The organism is Enterococcus infantis (assembly GCF_049166715.1).
Lineage (GTDB): Bacteria > Bacillota > Bacilli > Lactobacillales > Enterococcaceae > Enterococcus_C > Enterococcus_C leclercqii.
On record NZ_JBMHFB010000014.1, the window covers coordinates 20,762 to 40,113 of the forward strand.

Consider the following 19,352-nt stretch of genomic DNA (forward strand, 5'->3'; position numbering starts at 1 on the left):
TGCACCATTTTTTGACTTTGACACTAGAATCAGAAAGAACTTACAGGCAAGGTACTCATTTCTAACCAAAGACCGCTTCTTGAAATAAAGTTTGGGGCTGCCTGTCTTAAGCATACCCAGCAGCTGTCACTTTCTTAGAAAATAGGCTTCTTATATAGTAAGTCCCTAGTAACAAGAGCTGAAGCCGATAGAGATCTAAGAAAATTTGCCAAAGAGGTAAAAATCCTTTGCTTTCTCGCAAGATCCTCTGGCTATCAGGGCTTCTCAGTATCCCTTGTATCCAAAATACCGTAAACTAAAAGCAGGTGATAACTATGAATTATTTTAAAAAGACACTTTTCAATACCCTTGATTTTTTGGGAAATACCCAGGCTTATTTTCGTGATGTCTTGTTGATGCACGGCTTTATGCTATTTGTGCTACTGCCGCTTTTAACAGGATCCACCAAGTTTATTTTAGCCCGCGGGGATATTCCCTACCTCTCCTATGATAACCTTGGCGAAATTTTGACAGATCATCCCGTGGTTGCTGTGCTGCTGGTGGCAACATTGCTTTTTATCCTTTTGGCCGTCTTTTTCGAGTTTACATTTCTCTTACTGAGTGTCTACTTTATCGAAAAAAAAGAACCCGTATCCCTGAGGCAGCTGTTGCGAATGACCCTTATCCAACTGCGAAAAGTCAGACCTTCCGTCGTTTTATTCTTTATCTTTTACTTTTTACTGGTACTCCCTTTTGGAGGGTTAAACTTTAACTCTGACCTTTTGAGTCGCGTGAAAATACCGGCTTTTATTATGGACTTCATCTTCACCAATCGACTTTTGATCATCACTGGTTTTATCGTGTTCTATTTGCTGATGCTCTACTTGGGTATTCGTCTAATTTTTGCATTGCCTGAGATGATTTTACGTGACCGCGCCTTTAAAAAAGCGGTGAAAGAAAGTTGGGAAGTAACTCGCCGCCAATTCTTTGCCATTGTAGGCCGTTTTCTCTTCATTGGTGCCAGCGTTCTAGCGATTACAGCGCTGGGCTTTGGCATCGTCATTGGCCTTCAGACCTTGGTAGAAACCTTTTTGCCAGAACAATCCTTGAATACCGCGGTATTTGCCATGACGATTCTGCAATTTTTCTTCCTACTAAATATAGTGCTTTCAACAGTAGGGATTTTTACCATTATTGTTGATTTTATGAACGATGAGGGCTTTTTACCTGAGGTACCTACTTGGTTTTATCGCGAACCCATCCACGCCGAAAGTCATGCTCGAATCAAACACACGCTCCTGGCAATCGTCGCACTGTTTTTCGGCATCGGGGTCAGTATTTACAATATGGACTATTTGACAGACAGTAGCCAAAAGATCCCCCTTACCGCCTCCCATCGTGGGGTCTCTGACAACAATGGGGTTCAAAATAGTATTGTTGCTTTGCAAAAAACACATGATACGTATCATCCAGATTACATCGAGATGGATATTCAGATGACTACTGATCACAAGTTTGTGGTTATCCATGATTTCAACCTTAAAAATCTCACTGGCCAGCGTCTGGTTCCTGAAAAACTGACATTCGCTGAGGCTACAGCTCTCACTGTTAAGGAAAACAAAATGACTGCCCCTCTCGCCAGCTTTGACGACTACTTGGCGACTGCTGAAAAACTAGGCCAAAAACTGATTGTCGAGATTAAAACTCAAAAAAAGGAAGTCGCCGACATCTGTCAACACTTCCTCACGCAGTATCAGGACCGTTTGGAAGCAAGCGGCAGTCTGGTTCAAAGTCTGTCTTTTTCAATAGTGGAAACCTTGAAGAAACAAGCCCCTAATCTTCAAGTTGGTTACATTTTACCTTTTAATCTCGTTGGCCCACCGGTTACTGACGCTGATTTTTTGACGATGGAATACAGTACTATCAATCGTAATTTCATCCAGTCTGCAGAAAGTGATGGCAAAAAGGTCTTCGTCTGGACCCCTAACGATGAAGACGACATCAGCCGCATGATGTTTTACGGCGTTGACGGTATTATTACTGACTCTATGAGAAATCTTGACACAGCCATCCAAGATCATAAAGAAAACACCACATACTCTGATAAACTACTGAATTTTGTTATCGGAATCGGCTAATAGAGTTCGATTTCCTGCATAAAAAGACTCAACAGATCCGGATTCCTGTTTTTCCCGGGTCTGCTGAGTCTTTTTGATTTTACTGCGATTCATCCTTTAGTAGTCAGGTGATTACTCAACCCACCAATGCGATACCCACTTGTTGTTGGATATCTTCATATCTTACTAACATCCGGTGTTGATACTCAATCACCTTTGCTCGATCACTTTGCTGACAATCTTCAATGGTGATCACGACTGTGTTGGTATATGTATGTTCTACAGTTCCCACAACCTCATTTTCCAATCCGATCGGTTTGCATATGTAAGATCGCCCAATTTCAATTTGTTCCATAGGATTCCCTCCTCGTTTTTTTATTTGACCATATAATAACAGAAAAGCAACGATTTGAAAACGCTTTTCACAACTTTTTTTAATTTTTTTTGTGATTGTATTGATGTTTATAGGAAATCCGAGGTTAATTTATTAGATTTTGGCTTAGTACTCTTATGATTGAATAATTTTACAGTTTTATGAAGAAACTAAAACACGTTATTTAAATTAGCTTCAAAGATAAGAAACTTCCCTTGCCAAAGAAATATATTTTAGTTTTACACAGTCCGTTTGTTTCTTGTATTGTTTTTTTTGCGAAATGAAAGCATTGTTACCCCTTTCCTAACAAAATATTGTTAAGATTTTATTGTTCCTTTTCATTTTACGTTACGTGTTCTTTGTTTTTTTTAATGCACTGTGATATATTAAAATTGTTGGTGAATAAACTGACAATTTAACTAAGAAAGAAGGTGTATTTCATGACTTATACTGGAACAGAATTGACCTATCGTGTGGTCTTTGATACCGATAGTAACCGTTTCATGGCGATTGACGCCCATGATGAAACACGGGTAGCTTATGGTATCACTATCGAAGAAGCTGTACGTAACTTGCGCGCTTAATCAAAAAGGAGCCTAAAAGTAAGTGAAGATCGTAGACGCGATATTTTATTAAGGTCGTCAATTAGTTGCCAAACTGATTGACGACCTTTTACATACTCTCAAGAGCTATCCAGCGCTTATCCACCTTGTTTTTTCAGTTGAACTACAAAGAGCTGTACTACTTACATAAACTATACTTACTGGTTGGCATTAAGTATTCTAACCGGAGACCAATTCAATTTTTTTAACGAAGTGGTCTTGCTTACTGTCCAAAAAGATCTCGAACATGGCAGTAATTTGACACGTCTTGTATAATAGAGTCACGGCATTGCCGTAAAAACCATGAGAGGTGTGAAATCATGGAAGAATTCGAAGGCGTTCTAGTAAAAACCGCATTGCTCCAAGAAAAGCCTATCATGTTGTCGCTTATGCGTCTGAAAAATGATCAGACTGCCATCGACTGTGTGATTCGGGACCGCTTCTTATCTTCTTATATATTCCGTCTACCTAACGACAAATATACAATCCACGTTTCCGGTCGTCGGAACAAGCGAGACCAATTGTTAGTCAAACATATGACCATTGTCAATGTGGATGACTATATCAAAGTTATTGGGACTCCGGAATAATGACATTGGGGCTGTGACAATAGTTGAGACACCGTCCTGTGAACCGAACAATACCAACGTAAGACCCCAAAAGCCGACGATCTTCCATTAAAATCATTGGAAGATCGTCGGTTTTTCATTACTAAAAATTTCAAACATAGACTTTCCTTGATTTCATCAAGCCAAGTCAGCATCATTCACTTCTCTTGACACGTATGGTCATGCTCTCTCTTCGGACTAAGACATCAAGGTGGTCACAATTTTTTCTTATCCGTATACTTTTTATTAATTGTGGTCAAACATCCGCTGTTTAGCATTTGGAAGTTACTCATGTCACATTCTGTTCTTTATTTGCTATCCTACAAGTAAGCTTCAAACTATCTCTTCGTTTTATCGCAAAGAATTCTCGAAAAGCATCGTCGCTTCTAAAGTTTTTCTCTTCGTAAACTTCCGCTAATTACTGCATACAAAAACACCGCTGATCATAGTTTCCAAATCAGCGGTGTCTCTGCTAATGTCTTACAGACGTTCGTTCAATTCTTTTGACAGTTCTTCAAAACCTGGTTTACCTAAAAGAGCAAACATATTTTTTTTGTAGGCTTCCACACCCGGTTGGTCAAACGGATTGACACCGTTTAAGTAACCAGAGATTCCGCAAGCAATTTCAAAGAAGTACATCACATAACCCAAAGTGTATGCGTCCATTTCTGGGATTGTCACCAACAAGTTTGGTACGTCTCCATCTGTATGGGCCAACAACACGCCTTGATAGGCTTTAGTGTTGACGAAATCGACCTCTTTGCCTTGCAAGTAGCCCAATCCATCCAGATCGGTATCTTGTACTGGAATGGTGACGTTTTTGCGAGGTTTTTCTACCTTCACTACCGTTTCAAAAATGTTACGGCGGCCTTCTTGGATGTATTGACCAAGAGAATGCAAGTCAGTTGAGAAGTTGGCACTGGATGGATAGATGCCTTTTTGGTCTTTTCCTTCTGATTCGCCGAAGAGTTGTTTCCACCATTCAGAGAAATACTGCATTCCTGGTTCATAGTTGATCAACAGTTCTGTCACTTTTCCTTTGCGGTACAAGATGTTGCGCATTGCCGCATATTGGTAAGCTTCATTTTCTTCCAATTTATCGGAGGAGTATTCTTTTGAGGCATCAGCTGCCCCTTGCATCAATGCGTCGATATCAGCACCAGAAGCGGCAATTGGCAAAAGGCCAACTGCTGTCAGTACAGAATAACGGCCACCGACATCATCAGGAATTACAAAGGTTTCCCAGCCGGCAGCATCTGCTTCGACTTTGACCGCACCTTTAGCTTTATCCGTAGTTGCATAAATACGTTTGTTGGCTTCTTCTACACCGTATTTATTGATCAGCATTTCTTTGAAAACACGGAATGCAATCGCCGGTTCTGTGGTTGTTCCGGATTTAGAGATTACGTTTACTGAGAAATCACGATCGCCAATAACTTCAATCAAGTCTGCAAGATAAGTAGAAGAAATTGAGTTGCCGGCAAAGAAGATTTGCGTTTTCTTTTCATCTCGGTTCATGTAGTTGTAGAAAGTGTGATTCAAAAAATCAATGGCTGCACGTGCTCCCAAATAAGAGCCCCCGATACCGATAACTACCAGGATTTCTGAATCGGATTGAATTTTTGCTGCCGCTTCTTTGATACGGGCAAATTCTTCTTTATCATAATTAGTCGGTAGGTCTACCCAACCGATGTAATCACTGCCGGCGCCTGTGCCGTTGCGCAGCAAATCGTGGGCCGCTGTTACTTGACTTTGCATATAGCCAAGCTCAGGTTCATTAACAAACGGTGCCACTTTGGAATAGTCAAACTTAATGTGTGCCATTTTCTTTCCTCCTATTGATAGAAACTTTAGCATTTCTTTCCATCTTCTACTTTACGTTTTTCATGGTTTTTTTTCAAGCATCAACTGTTGTGAAATAGGTACCTGTATTGGTAAAAACTGATCCTCCCCAAGCCTGTCTTTCAAGTTCAGACAAGTTGCGGAGGATCATTGGCCTATTTGTAATCATTTTTTAGTACTTGTTTTTTTATACTAGACAAGGCCTTGTGCGAGCATCGCTTTGGCAACCCGTGCAAAGCCGGCAATATTGGCGCCTAACATATAGTTGTTTTCTGCGCCATTTTCTTTAGCAGTATCCCGGCAGGTTTCATAAATATCCTTCATGATAGCATTCAAGCGCTCGTCTACCTCTTCTTTGGTCCAAGTCAGTCGCTGTGAATTTTGACTCATTTCTAATGCTGATACGGCAACGCCCCCAGCATTCGCTGCTTTACCTGGACAATAGTGGACACCATTTGCAATAAAATATTCGGCCGCTTCAAGTGTAGACGGCATATTGGCACCTTCCGCAACCACCTTCACACCATTTGCCACCAGTCGTTTCGCTTGGGCCCCGTTGATTTCATTTTGAGTGGCGCAAGGTAGGGCCACGTCTGCTTTGATATCTTGATCCCACAACGAGCCTTCCACATACGTTGCTGAAGGTTTTGCTTCTTTATAGGCAGTCAAGCGTTCTCTTTTGACTTCTTTGATCTCTTTGAGCAAGTCGAGATCAATCCCTTCCGGATCAATAATGCAGCCGTTGGAATCTGAGCAAGAAATTGCATTGGCACCTAATTGCTGTAATTTTTCAATCCCATAGATGGCCACATTTCCCGAACCAGAGACGATTACTTGTTTGCCTTTGAAGCTGTCGTTGTTGTATGCTAACAGGTGATTGACGAAATAGACACAACCATAACCGGTGGCTTCTGTACGACCCAAGCTGCCCCAAAATTCTAGCGGTTTGCCGGTGAGTACACCTGCATCATATTCCCGCAGCCGTTTGTATTGGCCGTAAAGATAACCGATTTCCCGACCACCCACGCCGATATCACCAGCGGGTACGTCTAAATTTGGTCCAATATGTTTTGATAATTCGGTCATGAAGCTTTGACAAAAGCGCATGATCTCTCCATCGGATTTTCCTTTAGGATCAAAATCCGATCCCCCTTTTCCGCCACCAATTGGCAAGCCGGTGAGGGCATTTTTGAAGATCTGCTCAAAGGCTAAGAATTTCAAAATGGACAGATTCACACTAGGGTGAAAACGCAAGCCACCTTTATACGGACCTAATGCGGAGTTAAACTGAATGCGGTATCCGCGATTCACCCGCCAATTTCCTTCATCATCTTGCCACGGTACACGAAATTGGATGAAGCGTTCTGGTTCAGTGATCACGGAGAGCAGGTTATTTTTTTCGATTTCCGGATGGTTTTCCAGATAAGGCGTCACAGTGGATAAAAACTCATCCACAGCTTGTAAAAATTCTGCTTGGTTCGCATCCTTCTCGTGAAGCTCGTGGCCGATCTGTTTTACATAGTCTTGTGCTGTCATAAATCGTCCTCCAATACCCGTTTTGATTTCCTTTTAAGTCCCGAGTTACTTTCTTATTTTAGCAGATTCAAAACGATCTGTGGAGGAATTGCCAGAATTTTTCGTCTTTTAAATTTTAAAAAAACACTGAGAGACATTAAGAACAGGAGTAGAACAATGAAAAAAAATTACGATGTCATCGTAGTCGGCGCCGGTCCTGCCGGTTTAATGAGTGCAATCAGTGCCGGAGAACAAGGAGCCCGCGTCTTGTTGTTAGAAAAAAACAAGAAACCCGGGAAAAAACTTTTGATGACAGGAGGTGGACGTTGCAATGTCACCAATAATCGTCCGGTTGCCGACTTAATCACGCATATTCCTGGTAACGGCCGTTTTTTGCATTCGACATTCTCTCAATGGAATAACCAGGACATCATGGCCTTTTTTGCAGAGCGGAATATTCCTTTAAAAGAGGAAGATCACGGGCGTATGTTTCCCGTTAGCGATCGTTCAAAAACTATTGTCCAAGGACTGACAGATGCCCTCGAAGACTCCGGTGTTACGCTGCTCTTAAAAACACCAGTTACCAAATTGATCACTGGCAACGAGGGAGAAATCGCAGGGGTTCGAACAGATCAAGGCGATTTTGCCGCTTCTGCTGTGATTGTGACGACCGGTGGCATAACTTATCCCGGGACAGGCTCGACCGGTGACGGTTTCAAGTTTGCAAAAACTTTGGGACACACGGTGACCCCGCTTTTTGCTACTGAAGCTCCTCTCGTTTCTGAAGAAGACTTTATTAAACACGGGACATTACAAGGTCTGTCGCTGCAAGATGTCGCATTATCGGTCATCGGAAAAAAAGGTAAACCGATCATCACCCAGCAGATGGATCTTTTATTCACACATTTTGGATTGTCCGGTCCAGCGGCGCTGCGGTGTGCTTATTTTGTCAACAAACAACTGCGAGAACAACCAGACAAGTCCGTCTTATTGGTATTGGACAGCTGTCCTGATATGACAGAACCGCAATTGACCAATCAGATGAAAAAGCAATTAGATTCAAAAAAGACGGTCAAAAACGCATTGAGTGGTTTGTTACCAGAAAGGCTGTTACAGTTTTTCTTAGACAGACTACAACTGGCCGACCTTTTCCCCCAGCAATTAAACGACGATCAATTGCAACAGTTGGTCGCTTTGATCAAAGGTTTTCCTATCCATGTCAACCGGACGATTGGCCTGGAGAAAGCTTTCGTAACTGCGGGTGGCGTTAATCTCAAAGAAGTCAATCCTAAAACGCTGGAGTCTAAGCTTTGTCCTGGACTTTTTTTCGCCGGTGAAGTTTTGGATGTCAACGGATATACTGGGGGTTTTAATATCACTTCAGCTTTGTGCACCGGCCACGTTGCCGGCCAACACGCAGCCCAACTGGCAGGCTTTTGGTAACTTTTGATAAGACCTTTTCCTTAATAGAATCAAGAAAGTGTAGGCAGGAAAACAGTTGCCCTAACTTCTGAGTCTAGGTCTGCAGAACAAGCCCCAGCTGAAATTTTAACAGTAAAAAGCCAAGTCACTCCCACTAATTCTATGGAGGTGACTTGGCTTTTTATTGTGCCTGACGTCTGGCGTTCGGTACTATTTTCTTTGATCACAAGTGACCAGGTGCTTGTCATCCTCTCATTTTATTCTTCCTTTTGAGTTAACTCGACAAACTTTCCCTTCACTAACTGAACTAAATCTTGTGGGGATAACTCCATCTGTAATCCGCGGCGTCCGGCTGAAACAATAATTGCTTTTTTGGATGCAGCACTGCTATCAATAAAAGTTGGCAATAACTTCTTCATCCCCACTGGTGAACAGCCGCCTCGAATGTAGCCCGTTGTATCTTCTAAATCCCGCAAGTGGAGCATTTCCACTTTTTTATTGCCACTGGCTTTGGCAAGCTTTTTTAAGTCCAATTCTTGATTCCCAGGAATTACAGCAACAACTGGCCCTGTCTTGTTGCCGACAGCCACTAACGTTTTGAACAGTTCACTTTGATCTTTTTGTAGTTCATCTGCAACGTTTTCGACCCCTAGATGATCTTCGGTCCATTCATAAGTGTATTCCTGATAGGAAATTTTCTTTTGTTCTACCAAGCGAATCGCATTGGTTTTCGCGAGCTTTTTCTTAGACATCCTTGTCACGTTCTTTCATCGTTGTATCAATCTGCATTAAATCCAAAATTTCGACCAATTTGTTCACTGGAATCTGTCCAGGTGCGGAAGCCTCAGCCAAAGACCCAAAAGTCATGACTGATTCAATCAATTCCCCGCTGACTCGGCTGGTTTTGCCTAAATCCCCCATCGAAATTAGAATCAACGGCAGTTCTACCAAGCCTTTTAGTTTAGCCGAAACATTCATCAGACGCAAAACGTCTTTCAAAGAATTCGGCATAACTGCCAGTTTTCCCATATCTGCGTCAAACTGTTTCATGATGCTGATTTTAAGTACCAATTCACCGTCAGCTGGTGTCTTGGAAAAATTGTGGTGGCTCAAGATCACGCCAATTTTTTGCTCCTTAAACTGTTGGATGAAGCTGCGTCCAAGATATTCCGCCACTTCCAATTCGATATCTAAAAGATCCACCAACCCGGTTTCAGCAATTTTGGTATAGAGTTCCCGATATTGCTTTAGCGAAAATTCTTGTGGCTTGCCGCCTTCTTTTTCTGTCCGAAATGTCACTAATAGCAGCTTATCCCGCAAAATCGTCTTGAGATGAGAGAGTGTTTCCACTACGACTTCTGTATCGGCTACCTGATTAAAAAGATCGACCCGCCATTCGACTACTTCACATTGGCTATCAGCTGCCATTCCTGCTTGATGCACAACACTATCGGTACTGCCTCCAGTCAAAGGCACACAAATTTTGGGACGCCCACTGCCAAATACTGTATTTTTCATCTGAAACTCCATAATTTCCCTCCCACTGCAAAGAGCTTAAGACCCCTCAGCCGCTTATTTTTCTATTTTATAGATAAAAACCTTCAAATAGTTGCCCTCTGAAAATGCCGGTAAGACACAAAAATCTTCCGGTAATCGATAGGCCTCTAGCAACTGCCATTGCACGCCGGCTTCTTTGAATTGCTCTTCAATACTCTTTTTGAACTTTTCCACTGAAAGATTGGCGGCATTCGTCGAAGCAATCAGCACGCCTCGCTTACTCATGATGGACAAGCTATCCGCCACCAGCTCGCCATAATTTTTTTGAACACTGAAGACTTGTTTTTTGTTACGAGCAAAACTCGGCGGATCCAAAATGATCATATCAAAGGTCAATTCCTTTTTACGAGCATAAGCAAAATAGCTGAAAACATCCATAACGTGGATCTTTTGGTCCGCTGGCTTTAGACCATTGACCTCGAATTGTTCCCGCGTTTTGGGCAAGCTGCGTTTTGCCAGATCAACACTGGTGGTCTCTAAGGCGCCACCCATTGCCGCAGCAACGGAAAAAGCACCGGTATAACTGAACATATTCAAGACCCGCTTGCCCGCAGCTAAACCTTCTGCTAAACGTCCTCGAACTTCTTTTTGATCGAGAAAAATCCCTGTCATCAGCCCTTCATTCAAATAGACTGCATAATTGACAAAATTTTCTTGAACAAGCAGTGGTTCCGGCGCCGATTCTCCATAGAGCAGACGACTTTCCGGTAGTCCCTCTGCAGAAAAGCGGATTTTTTCGTAAGCACCTTTGACTTCCGGAAAAACAGTGCGAAAGGCAGCTACTACGACCTCCTTTTTGGCAAATAGTGTTTCATTGTACCAGGAAAATACAGCATACTCCCCATACAGATCAACGGTCACGCCACCAATACCGTCTCCTTCACCATTGAAAAGCCGAAAAGCCGTCGTAGCCGGATCATTATAGTAGGATTGACGGTGTGCTTTTGCCCGCGCAAAGGTTTCAACGAAAAAGTTCTGATTGATTGGACGTTTTTGCCAGTCTAGCAACCAACCGATGCCTTTATTTTGTTCTCCTAAATACCCACTAGCCAGATACTCACCTCGACTGTCGATAAAAGTCAGCCATTCTTTGGATGCTGGTACTTCTTCCAAGTCTTCTCTTTGAACTAAGGGGTAACCGCTGCGCAATTTTTTTTCTGCAGCCTTTTTGACTCTGATTTTCATTCGATTTATCTCCATTTTTCTGTCGAAATAGAAGTCTAATTGCTGTTTAAACCACTGTTTTTCGACTGCAATTCTCCTTTTGAGTATATCAAAAATAACAGTTTTTGTCCTCGCCCTACCGAAATTAAAGAATTGCTAAATAATGCACAAAGGCTCCGCTTTCAATTGACACTGTATTTTGGGACTAGTAAAATGTAAGATGATGAAATTTATGAAAATCCTTTTCAAAACATCTACTGATTCGAAGCAAAGGAAGGATACGCCAGTGAATAAACTAAAAAATATGAAATTAATCAATACACGAATGGGCTTTTTTGCTCTCTTAGCTGTCTTATTATGGATTAAAAACATTGCAGCTTACTTAACTGAGTTCAACTTAGGGATTGAAAGCATGCGGCAGTATTTCATCCTCTTCATTAACCCTATTGCAACGACGCTGTTTTTACTGTCGATTGCCTTGTATGTAAAGCGACCAAAAGCTTCCTACATTACAATGTTGGTGATTTATTCCGTGATGACACTGTTGCTGTTTTCAAACATCGTCTACTATCGCGAGTTTACCGACTTTATTACTATCAACACGATGCTAGGTGCCGGTAAAGTTTCCAGTGGCCTCGGTGAAACAGCCATGCGTCTGTTTCGACCTTATGACGTACTTTATTGGGTGGATATTATCGCTTTAGTAGCGCTATTGGCTCGTAAAAAGATCAAAATGGATCAGCGACCAGTTCGTGCCCGGATGGCATTGGCTGTCACCACGTTGTCGATTATGATTTTTTCTGGCAATCTCTTTATGGCCGAAGTTGATCGCCCCGAATTATTGACTCGAACCTTTTCCCGTGATTACTTGGTAAAATACTTGGGAATCAACGCCTTTACTGCGTATGACGGGGTTCAAACTTATCAAGCCAGTCAAGTGCGGGCAGAAGCGTCCGCAACAGATATGGATGACGTCGCTGATTATGTAAAAGACCACTACGCTGCTCCTAATGACGATCTTTTCGGGATTGCTAAGGGAAAAAACGTGATTTATATTCACTTGGAAAGCACACAACAATTTCTGATTGATTACAAACTCAAAGATGAAAACGGTGTGGAACATGAAGTCATGCCTTTTATTAACAGCCTTTATCATGACAATCAAACCTTCTCTTTTGACAATTTCTATCATCAAGTGAAAGGTGGTAAGACCAGTGATGCAGAAACCTTGATGGATAATTCGCTGTTTGGTCTTAATCAAGGCGCACTCATGACACAGCTGGGTGGCAAGAATACTTTCCAATCCGCACCAGATATTTTAAAACAAACCCAAGGGTATACTTCAGCGGTCTTCCACGGAAACGATGGTACCTTCTGGAATCGTAACGAAACTTACAAACATTGGGGTTATGATTATTTCTTCAGCAAAGAATACTATGATGTGAACGAGGACAACTCCTTCCAATACGGACTGCATGACAAGCCTTTCTTCCAGCAGTCGGTCAAATATCTGGAACAGTTGCAACAACCCTTTTACACGAAATTCATTGCAGTCTCTAACCATTTCCCGTATTCACAGTTTACAAATGACGAGTCCGGCTTCCCAATGGCACAAACTGATGACGAAACAATCAATGGCTACTTTGCAACAGCTAACTATCTAGATACAGCAGTCGAAGAATTCTTCAACTATTTGAAAGCCAGCGGTCTCTATGACAACTCCGTCATCGTTTTGTATGGTGACCACTTCGGGATTTCAGAAAGCCGCAACAAGTCATTGGCTGAACTGGTAGGTAAATCTGCCGATGAATGGAACAGCTATGACAATGCGCAAATGCAGAAAGTTCCTTATATGATTCACATTCCGGGTCAACACGACGGTGGTATCAATCATACCTACGGCGGCCAAGTGGACGCATTGCCTACACTGTTGCACCTGTTGGGTGTGGATACAACGAATTATATTCAACTAGGACAAGACTTATTGTCACCGAAACATGAACAACTGGTGGCTTTCCGTAACGGCGATTTCGTTTCTCAAAAGTATGTTTATCATAAGGGTAGTTTGTACAACACAGCAACCGGTGAGGAGATCATCTCACCAACAGCGGAGCAAACCAAAGAAGTCGACGCACTGAAGGAAAAAGTCAACAAACAGTTGTCTGCTTCCGATCAGATTAATAACGGCGACCTCTTCCGCTTTTACACCAAGAGTGGGTTGAAGGAAATTGATTACAGTGAGTTCAACTATAAGACTGGTTTAGAACAATTGCAGCAAGCGGCCCAAGAAGCTGGCAAAGACTCCACGAGCGTTTTGTCTAAGCATGATGGTCAAAGTACCGAGGACCTCTATCAGACACAAACCTATAAAGAATTGCACGGCGAAACAACGACCGGAAAAACTGCTGAAAGTTCTACTTCTGAAAAGTAAATCTCGTTCCGCTTTTGAAAGACCTCGTAAAGGCTTAAGCCTTTACGGGGTCTTTTTTCGGCTTTTTCCCCCAGCTTATTCATACTTTGTTCAAAAAGCTATTCTATACTTTCTATGATAGGAATTTTCTCAAAGACAGTATACATAATTTTTCTCGACGTTTTTTCTGACCAGCGAGCTAATTCTACTTCACAATCTTTGCAGCTCCTCTTCATGTTCGAATAACGCAGCGTATCAACCCTTTTCCCGTCAAAAAGTGAGGTGAGCAACCATGACAATCATGAGCCGTGCGTGGGCCAGTTTAAAATATCATCGCCATTTCTTGCATCGCTATCTACTATTATTGGCGATTTTTTTACCCCCGATTCTTTTCATGAATACCCTGCGCTCAGGTATTCAACAGTCCAGCGAGAACCTACAGCTGATTTTCAAACAAGACACTATGCCGCAAGTCGACCAGAAATGGTTGCAAAGTTTACTGTCAGACATGCGCAATCTAGTGCCCTTTTATGATTTCTCCTTACTAATCTGCTGTGGTCTTTTTGGAATTCTTGTGTTTATCTTAGGTTGTCATTATTGCGGAAAACGCCGTTCAGAACTCAGCACCTACAAACGATTAGGCGTTAGTAAGTTTCGGTTAGCAGCGCAGTTTCTATTAGAATTTTTAATTCCTGCAACGTTGGCACTTTTGGTGTTATTTATGCTATTGGTAATTTTTCAAGCAACTATTGAGACCCTCGTTCAAAACGTCCAGTCGCAACTTTTGGAAAAATACACAACCGCTTCATCTATGACGACTGCCTCAGTCGATAAAGCAGGCGCTGACTACCCGATTGCTGTCCAATTGCCCGCTAACGGTTTACTGTTGATTCAGTCATTGCCACTTGATAACAATCGCTGGTTTGTGGTAACTTTACAGGCTATTTTGGCGACAGCCGGTATTATGCTAGGTATCTTTATTGCCGCATTGCCACTTGCTATGTTTATCGTAACAAAAAGGAGGTCATTTAAATGATTGCCGAACGTCTTTCACAAGCAGCTATCCATGCTTTGTACACCCTCTCTCCCAGGGAAACCCTCACTGAAATCTGTGGGGATAAGCAGACTGTTCCTAGTCTCGCAGTGGTCTATAGTGCTTGGGACACCATTCCTTACTTGAGTTTAAAAGAAAATCTCTTTTTAGGCCTGACTCGCTCCAAACGTGACCCCCGCCGTCTAAATGACTATTTGAAACTTTTGGATCTCAACGAAGAAATTTTACAACACCCACTATCAGAGCTCACCGCCTTTGAAAAAATCCGGTTGCAGACATTACAGCAACTCCTGCGACAACCAGAGACCTTGGTCTTTGATGATGTTACCTTGCAGCTGACTATCAAAGAAAATCAAGAACTCTTGTACTTGGCGATTCTATTAAAACGGCAATTAGAGTTGGAGATTCTTTTTATCACCAGTGACGCCTCCTTTGCCAAAGCGGTTTCCCAAATGAATAATTAAATGATTCTGCAGAAAAGCACCTGAAAAAAAGCATTTACCTACAAAAAAACACAGACAGTCGACTGCCAATGAGGCCGACTGTCTGCGTTTTTTTGTTTATATAGAGACATCAAAATAGCTATTTAAAGAGCATGACTATCGCTGATTAAGCAGATAAGTCTGTAGCACGGACGCTTGCTCAAATGCTAGACCATTACCATTGTCAGAACTTTTCTAATCAAAAATAGCTTGGCATCAGACAGTTACCACTGGTGCCAAGCTGTTTTTTTAGTTATTCTTCTGTGAGTGATTCATCCTCGGTTCCCTTTGGCGTCGGATCAATGATACGCCCGTCATCAGCCATTTCAACATCTGGGAATGTGATTCTGAAAGTAGTCCCATGATCAACTTCACTTTCCACATCAATTTTTCCTTTGTGCAACCGCACAAGCTGCTGCACAATCGGCAAGCCTAGTCCAGATTCGCCAAACTTGCGATTTTTACGAGAAGGATCTGCTTTATAGTAGCGTTCCCAAATATTGTTCAACTGTTCTTCGGTCATACCAATACCGGTATCAGTGATTTCGATGATGGTTTCCAAATAGCCTTTGGTAACGGCAACCGTAATCGTGCCATCATTAGTAAATTGAATCGCATTTTGGATGATGTTCACCATGATCTGCACAAAGCGGTCATAGTCAGCAAATACTGTAACCGGCTCCTCTGCGGTGAGAACGAGTTGGTCCCCAGCAGCTTCCGCTTTGCCCTCTAACTGGATCAAAAGATTGCGCAATGTCTCGGTAGCGTCGAATTTTTTCACTACAATCGAGATTTGATTGGTACGGATCTTTTCATAGTCCAGGTTTTCATTTACTAGACGAATCAAACGTTCGGTTTCATTTTTCATCAGCCGCAGCGCATTTTCTTTTTGGCTCTCTGGAATCGCATTGTACTGCAATCCTTCCAACAGGCCGTTGATGGTGGTGAGAGGGGTGCGCATCTCATGAGAAGCATCCGCCATAAACTGCTTGCGGCGCTCTTCTTGTCGTTGAATCTCTTCATTAGACTCTTGGAGGGAAACGGTCATCTTGTTGAAATCTTCGGCCAACTCGTCAAACTCATCTCGGTGGTTCACGGGGATTCGCACATCGAAATTCCCGCTAGCAACCTCTCGAGTCGCTTTTTTCATCCGGTTGATGCGCCGCACTTGGATGCTGGCATAAAAGAAACTGATAATTAAAGCGACGATACTTGAAATAATAAAGCCTTTGAACAAGTTCATATTCAACGACTTGGCACTTTCTTCCAAGTTAGTCGCCGGTTGCGTCAAAACCAACGCCCCAAAACGATCATTCAATTTCAGCGGCAACATGACGTAGGCCGTTGTTTCCGAATCACTGAAAATATTGCGACCAGAAGTAAAACGCAATGCCTGACCTTCCTTCAACGCCGCCCACTGCTTGGAACTGATGCTGAAATTCACTCGCTTGCTGCTTTCCTCATCTGCCACCGGGTAAACGACTTCCTGGTGATCATTGATATAAACAAGTTTGATATCCTGATATTTCAAGAAGCGCTCGGTCCCTAAAAGCGAAACCCGCAGCGCTTGCTCAGGATTTGCTACCACCCCTTGTTCATTGGCTGAAATCTGCGCCAGATCCACTGCAATATTGGCATAACTGGTCAACTGATCATAATTGTTTTCCTCGATTGTCCGCCGTGTCATCTGGGTAAACGAGATCCCAGCAATCAAGAGAACCACGGCGATTACCACGAAAAAGGCCATCAGTTGTTGATAGAGGTAGCGCATCACGCCACCCCGGAATCGTCAAATTTATACCCTACGCCCCAGACCGTCTGAATCACCTGCGGGCCTACTTTTTCAATCTTTTGCCGCAGCTTTTTGATGTGGGCATCCACCGTTCGTTCATCACCAAAGTATTGGTAATCCCAAACCAATTCCAATAATTGCTCACGGGAAAAGACTTGCCGCGGCTTTTTAGCTAATGTGAACAAGAGATCGAATTCTTTAGGTGTCAGCCCTGGAATCAATTTATCGTCCAAGTAAGCCTCTCTTGTTTTCGTATTCATTTTAAAATGGGCCGTCTTCACATCAAAGGAACTCGTATCCTCGTCTTCTTGTGGCGTTTTTTCAACCAACTCGCTGCGACGATGAAGCGCCTTGATCCGGGCAATTAGCGTCAATGGACTAAAAGGCTTGGTCACATAGTCATCTGCCCCCATCTCCAAGCCAATCACTTGATCACTTTCAGAGTCTCTGGCAGTCAACATGATGATGGGAACTGTGTCAGAAATTTTGCGAATCTCACGCGCCACACTCATTCCGTCCATCCCCGGCAAGTTCAGATCCAACGTAATCATGTCCCACTTATCCGGTTCTGCCAAGAAGGCATCTAGCCCTTCCTTACCGTCATATTTAAATGTGGCATCCCAACCTTCGTTCAAAAAAAACATTTGCATCATTTCAGATACAGATTCATTGTCTTCAATCATTAAAATATTCATCGTCTCACGTCCTATCCCCAAGTCTTATTCTCTTTTTGCACTTATTTAATGCAGAAAGAATCACCTTCAGTATACTCGAAAAGCCCCGTTTTCTCCATTATCTTCATAAAACCTTCCCATAAGCTTTCCTCTTTATTCTATTTTCTGATATGATGTTCACGGTGCATCGATTCAGATGGACCCAATCAAAACAATTTGAGGTGTCTTCATTGAATTACAAAGCCATTGCCTTTTTCGATCTGGACGGTACCCTGTTAGATCAAAATTCCCAAATCACACCAGAGGTCGCAGACGGAATGCTCCGCTTGAAAGCCAACGGGGTTTTGCCGGTCATCGCTACTGGCCGAACCGAGATTGAAATCCTGGACATTCGCAAAGCCGCCCATATCGATTCCAACATCGTAATGAACGGTGCTTATATCCGTGTTGATGGACAAGAAGTCTATTCAGATCTTATCCCTAAAGCACAAATTGAGAAAATGTATCACGCCGTACTGGATCACGGAGACCAGTTGGCCTACTATAACGAAGGTGCCATTTGGTGTACCGGACATTCGGAAGATTTGATCGGTGCGTATACCTTTATTCATTCCAAAATCCCGCCCATTGATCCGCAAGGCTTCCAAAATAAACCCGTGAATATGCTGCTGGTTCTTGGTCGCGAGTATCGAGATTTCTATGAAGAAAACTTTCCTGCCTTCGATTTTTATCGCAATACCCCTTACTCTATGGATACCGTCAAAAAGGGGATTTCCAAAGGTGCTGCTGTCAAGATTCTTCAGGAAAAAACCGGCCTGACAAATTTGCCGACATACGGTTTCGGTGATGGGCCCAACGACGTTGCTTTACTGGGGGCTTGTGACCACAAAATCGCCATGGGTAATGCCGGTGAAGAGTTAAAACAAATGGCGGATTTTGTAACGAAAAAAAATACTGAGGGCGGAATTCTCCATGCCTTAGAGCACTTCCAATTGATTTGATGAAATGCCCTCGCTTGGAATTTTAAGACATCGCTTGCGATCCTTTTCAAAAAAGCCCAGCTGTGGTACACTAATACCACGGAACCTCCCTTTTATAAAAGGGGGCTGTTACGGATTCGACAGGCATTGTCGAGCCTGAATTGCGCTTCGCAGGTTACGTCTGCGTTAAAACGTTACAGTTAAATATAACTGCTAAAAACGAAAACACTTACGCTTTAGCTGCCTAATAACAGTTTAGCGTGATCCTCCCGGCATCGCCCATGTGCTCGGGTCAGGGTCTCAAATTTAGTGGGATACGCTGAAACTTTCCGTCTGTAAGCTTCAGAAGAGATCATCAGACTAGCAAAATCAGCAGCCTGTCATTCGGCGGTTGATCTCGCGAAAACTTAAAGTAGAACTGACTATGAGCGTAGACTTTTGGGTAGCGAGATGTTTGGACGCGGGTTCGACTCCCGCCAGCTCCATTGGTAGTTTTCACCACTTTTCACTAAGCGTCAAAATCCTTTTAGATAAAGGGTTTTGACGCTTTTTTTTGGGAGTTTTTAGCGAATAAGACTTTTCGGTTCTACAATATTTAGTGTTGGTGGAAAATCTCCGATTTTCTTCCAACACTTTTTTGTATGCGAAGTATAAAAAAAGAGATACCCAAATTGATAGAATGAAGTCGACTAAAACACACTCACCAAGAAAGGGATATCTCCATGGACTATTCTACAAGAATTTTAACTGGTTTAACAGATGAAAACCTATTTTTTGATAC

General features: G+C 42.6%; 16 protein-coding genes and 1 other RNA gene. 9 read left to right on the forward strand and 8 right to left on the reverse strand.

Going from position 1 to position 19,352, the window contains the following annotated elements; translation table 11 throughout:
* Positions 1-314 precede the first annotated feature (314 nt).
* Entirely contained in the window at positions 315-2,117 is a 1,803-nt protein-coding gene (locus ACOMA8_RS13670) for a glycerophosphoryl diester phosphodiesterase membrane domain-containing protein (RefSeq protein ID WP_421371437.1), read from the forward strand.
* A gap of 115 nt (positions 2,118-2,232) precedes the next feature.
* Here the strand turns inward: ACOMA8_RS13670 and ACOMA8_RS13675 are convergent, their stop codons facing one another.
* Positions 2,233-2,451 (reverse strand): hypothetical protein, encoded by a 219-nt coding sequence (locus ACOMA8_RS13675; RefSeq protein ID WP_421371439.1) that lies wholly within the window; start codon positions 2,449-2,451, stop codon positions 2,233-2,235.
* Between the two features lie 458 nt (positions 2,452-2,909).
* Between ACOMA8_RS13675 and ACOMA8_RS13680 the strand changes: the two genes are divergently transcribed.
* Together ACOMA8_RS13680 and ACOMA8_RS13685 are read left to right on the forward strand one after the other, a co-directional pair.
* A complete protein-coding gene (locus ACOMA8_RS13680; protein WP_202622176.1) occupies positions 2,910-3,053 on the forward strand; it encodes a hypothetical protein in 144 nt (47 codons plus the stop codon).
* Positions 3,054-3,391: 338 nt separating this feature from the next.
* A complete protein-coding gene (locus ACOMA8_RS13685; RefSeq protein WP_161899263.1) occupies positions 3,392-3,661 on the forward strand; it encodes a hypothetical protein in 270 nt (89 codons plus the stop codon).
* Positions 3,662-4,159: 498 nt separating this feature from the next.
* Here the strand turns inward: ACOMA8_RS13685 and ACOMA8_RS13690 are convergent, their stop codons facing one another.
* Both ACOMA8_RS13690 and gdhA read right to left on the reverse strand, forming a co-directional pair.
* Complete coding sequence (locus ACOMA8_RS13690; protein WP_421371441.1) at positions 4,160-5,503, reverse strand: glucose-6-phosphate isomerase; 1,344 nt, start codon at positions 5,501-5,503, stop codon at positions 4,160-4,162.
* Between the two features lie 210 nt (positions 5,504-5,713).
* The gene (gdhA, locus tag ACOMA8_RS13695) at positions 5,714-7,057 is read right to left on the reverse strand and encodes an NADP-specific glutamate dehydrogenase (RefSeq protein WP_421371443.1); all 1,344 of its coding nucleotides are present in this window, start codon (positions 7,055-7,057) and stop codon (positions 5,714-5,716) included.
* A 156-nt stretch (positions 7,058-7,213) separates the two neighbouring features.
* Here gdhA and ACOMA8_RS13700 point away from each other — a divergent pair, with 156 nt between their 5' ends.
* Positions 7,214-8,479 (forward strand): BaiN/RdsA family NAD(P)/FAD-dependent oxidoreductase, encoded by a 1,266-nt coding sequence (locus tag ACOMA8_RS13700; protein ID WP_421371445.1) that lies wholly within the window; start codon positions 7,214-7,216, stop codon positions 8,477-8,479.
* Between the two features lie 236 nt (positions 8,480-8,715).
* On the opposite strand, the gene ybaK is transcribed toward ACOMA8_RS13700, so the two are convergent.
* The 3 genes from ybaK to ACOMA8_RS13715 are packed head-to-tail and all read right to left on the reverse strand — an operon-like array spanning position 8,716 to position 11,200.
* On the reverse strand, positions 8,716-9,210 hold the full coding sequence (gene ybaK / locus ACOMA8_RS13705; RefSeq protein WP_421371447.1) for a Cys-tRNA(Pro) deacylase: 495 nt from the start codon (positions 9,208-9,210) through the stop codon (positions 8,716-8,718).
* Positions 9,203-9,988: a type I 3-dehydroquinate dehydratase gene (gene aroD / locus ACOMA8_RS13710; protein ID WP_161899258.1), complete on the reverse strand. Its 786-nt coding sequence runs from the start codon at positions 9,986-9,988 to the stop codon at positions 9,203-9,205. The genes ybaK and aroD overlap by 8 nt, the downstream gene beginning before the upstream one ends.
* A gap of 42 nt (positions 9,989-10,030) precedes the next feature.
* Complete coding sequence (locus ACOMA8_RS13715) at positions 10,031-11,200, reverse strand: class I SAM-dependent rRNA methyltransferase (protein WP_421371449.1); 1,170 nt, start codon at positions 11,198-11,200, stop codon at positions 10,031-10,033.
* A gap of 283 nt (positions 11,201-11,483) precedes the next feature.
* Between ACOMA8_RS13715 and ACOMA8_RS13720 the strand changes: the two genes are divergently transcribed.
* The 3 genes from ACOMA8_RS13720 (at position 11,484) to ACOMA8_RS13730 (ending at position 15,107) form a co-directional block, all read left to right on the forward strand.
* Positions 11,484-13,610 (forward strand): LTA synthase family protein, encoded by a 2,127-nt coding sequence (locus ACOMA8_RS13720; protein ID WP_161899281.1) that lies wholly within the window; start codon positions 11,484-11,486, stop codon positions 13,608-13,610.
* A gap of 271 nt (positions 13,611-13,881) precedes the next feature.
* Positions 13,882-14,625: a hypothetical protein gene (locus ACOMA8_RS13725; protein WP_421371452.1), complete on the forward strand. Its 744-nt coding sequence runs from the start codon at positions 13,882-13,884 to the stop codon at positions 14,623-14,625.
* On the forward strand, positions 14,622-15,107 hold the full coding sequence (locus ACOMA8_RS13730; RefSeq protein WP_421371454.1) for a hypothetical protein: 486 nt from the start codon (positions 14,622-14,624) through the stop codon (positions 15,105-15,107). Before ACOMA8_RS13725 ends, ACOMA8_RS13730 begins: the two co-directional genes overlap by 4 nt.
* Before the next feature lie 271 nt (positions 15,108-15,378).
* On the opposite strand, the gene ACOMA8_RS13735 is transcribed toward ACOMA8_RS13730, so the two are convergent.
* The gene (locus tag ACOMA8_RS13735) at positions 15,379-16,896 is read right to left on the reverse strand and encodes a sensor histidine kinase (protein ID WP_161899254.1); all 1,518 of its coding nucleotides are present in this window, start codon (positions 16,894-16,896) and stop codon (positions 15,379-15,381) included.
* Positions 16,896-17,612, reverse strand: a complete 717-nt coding sequence (locus ACOMA8_RS13740) for a response regulator transcription factor (RefSeq protein WP_161899253.1) — start codon at positions 17,610-17,612, stop codon at positions 16,896-16,898. The genes ACOMA8_RS13735 and ACOMA8_RS13740 overlap by 1 nt, the downstream gene beginning before the upstream one ends.
* Positions 17,613-17,764: 152 nt before the next feature.
* Between ACOMA8_RS13740 and ACOMA8_RS13745 the strand changes: the two genes are divergently transcribed.
* The gene (locus ACOMA8_RS13745) at positions 17,765-18,592 is read left to right on the forward strand and encodes a Cof-type HAD-IIB family hydrolase (protein ID WP_421371458.1); all 828 of its coding nucleotides are present in this window, start codon (positions 17,765-17,767) and stop codon (positions 18,590-18,592) included.
* A 101-nt stretch (positions 18,593-18,693) separates the two neighbouring features.
* Positions 18,694-19,059: a transfer-messenger RNA gene (gene ssrA, locus ACOMA8_RS13750) on the forward strand.
* Positions 19,060-19,352: the final 293 nt, after the last annotated feature.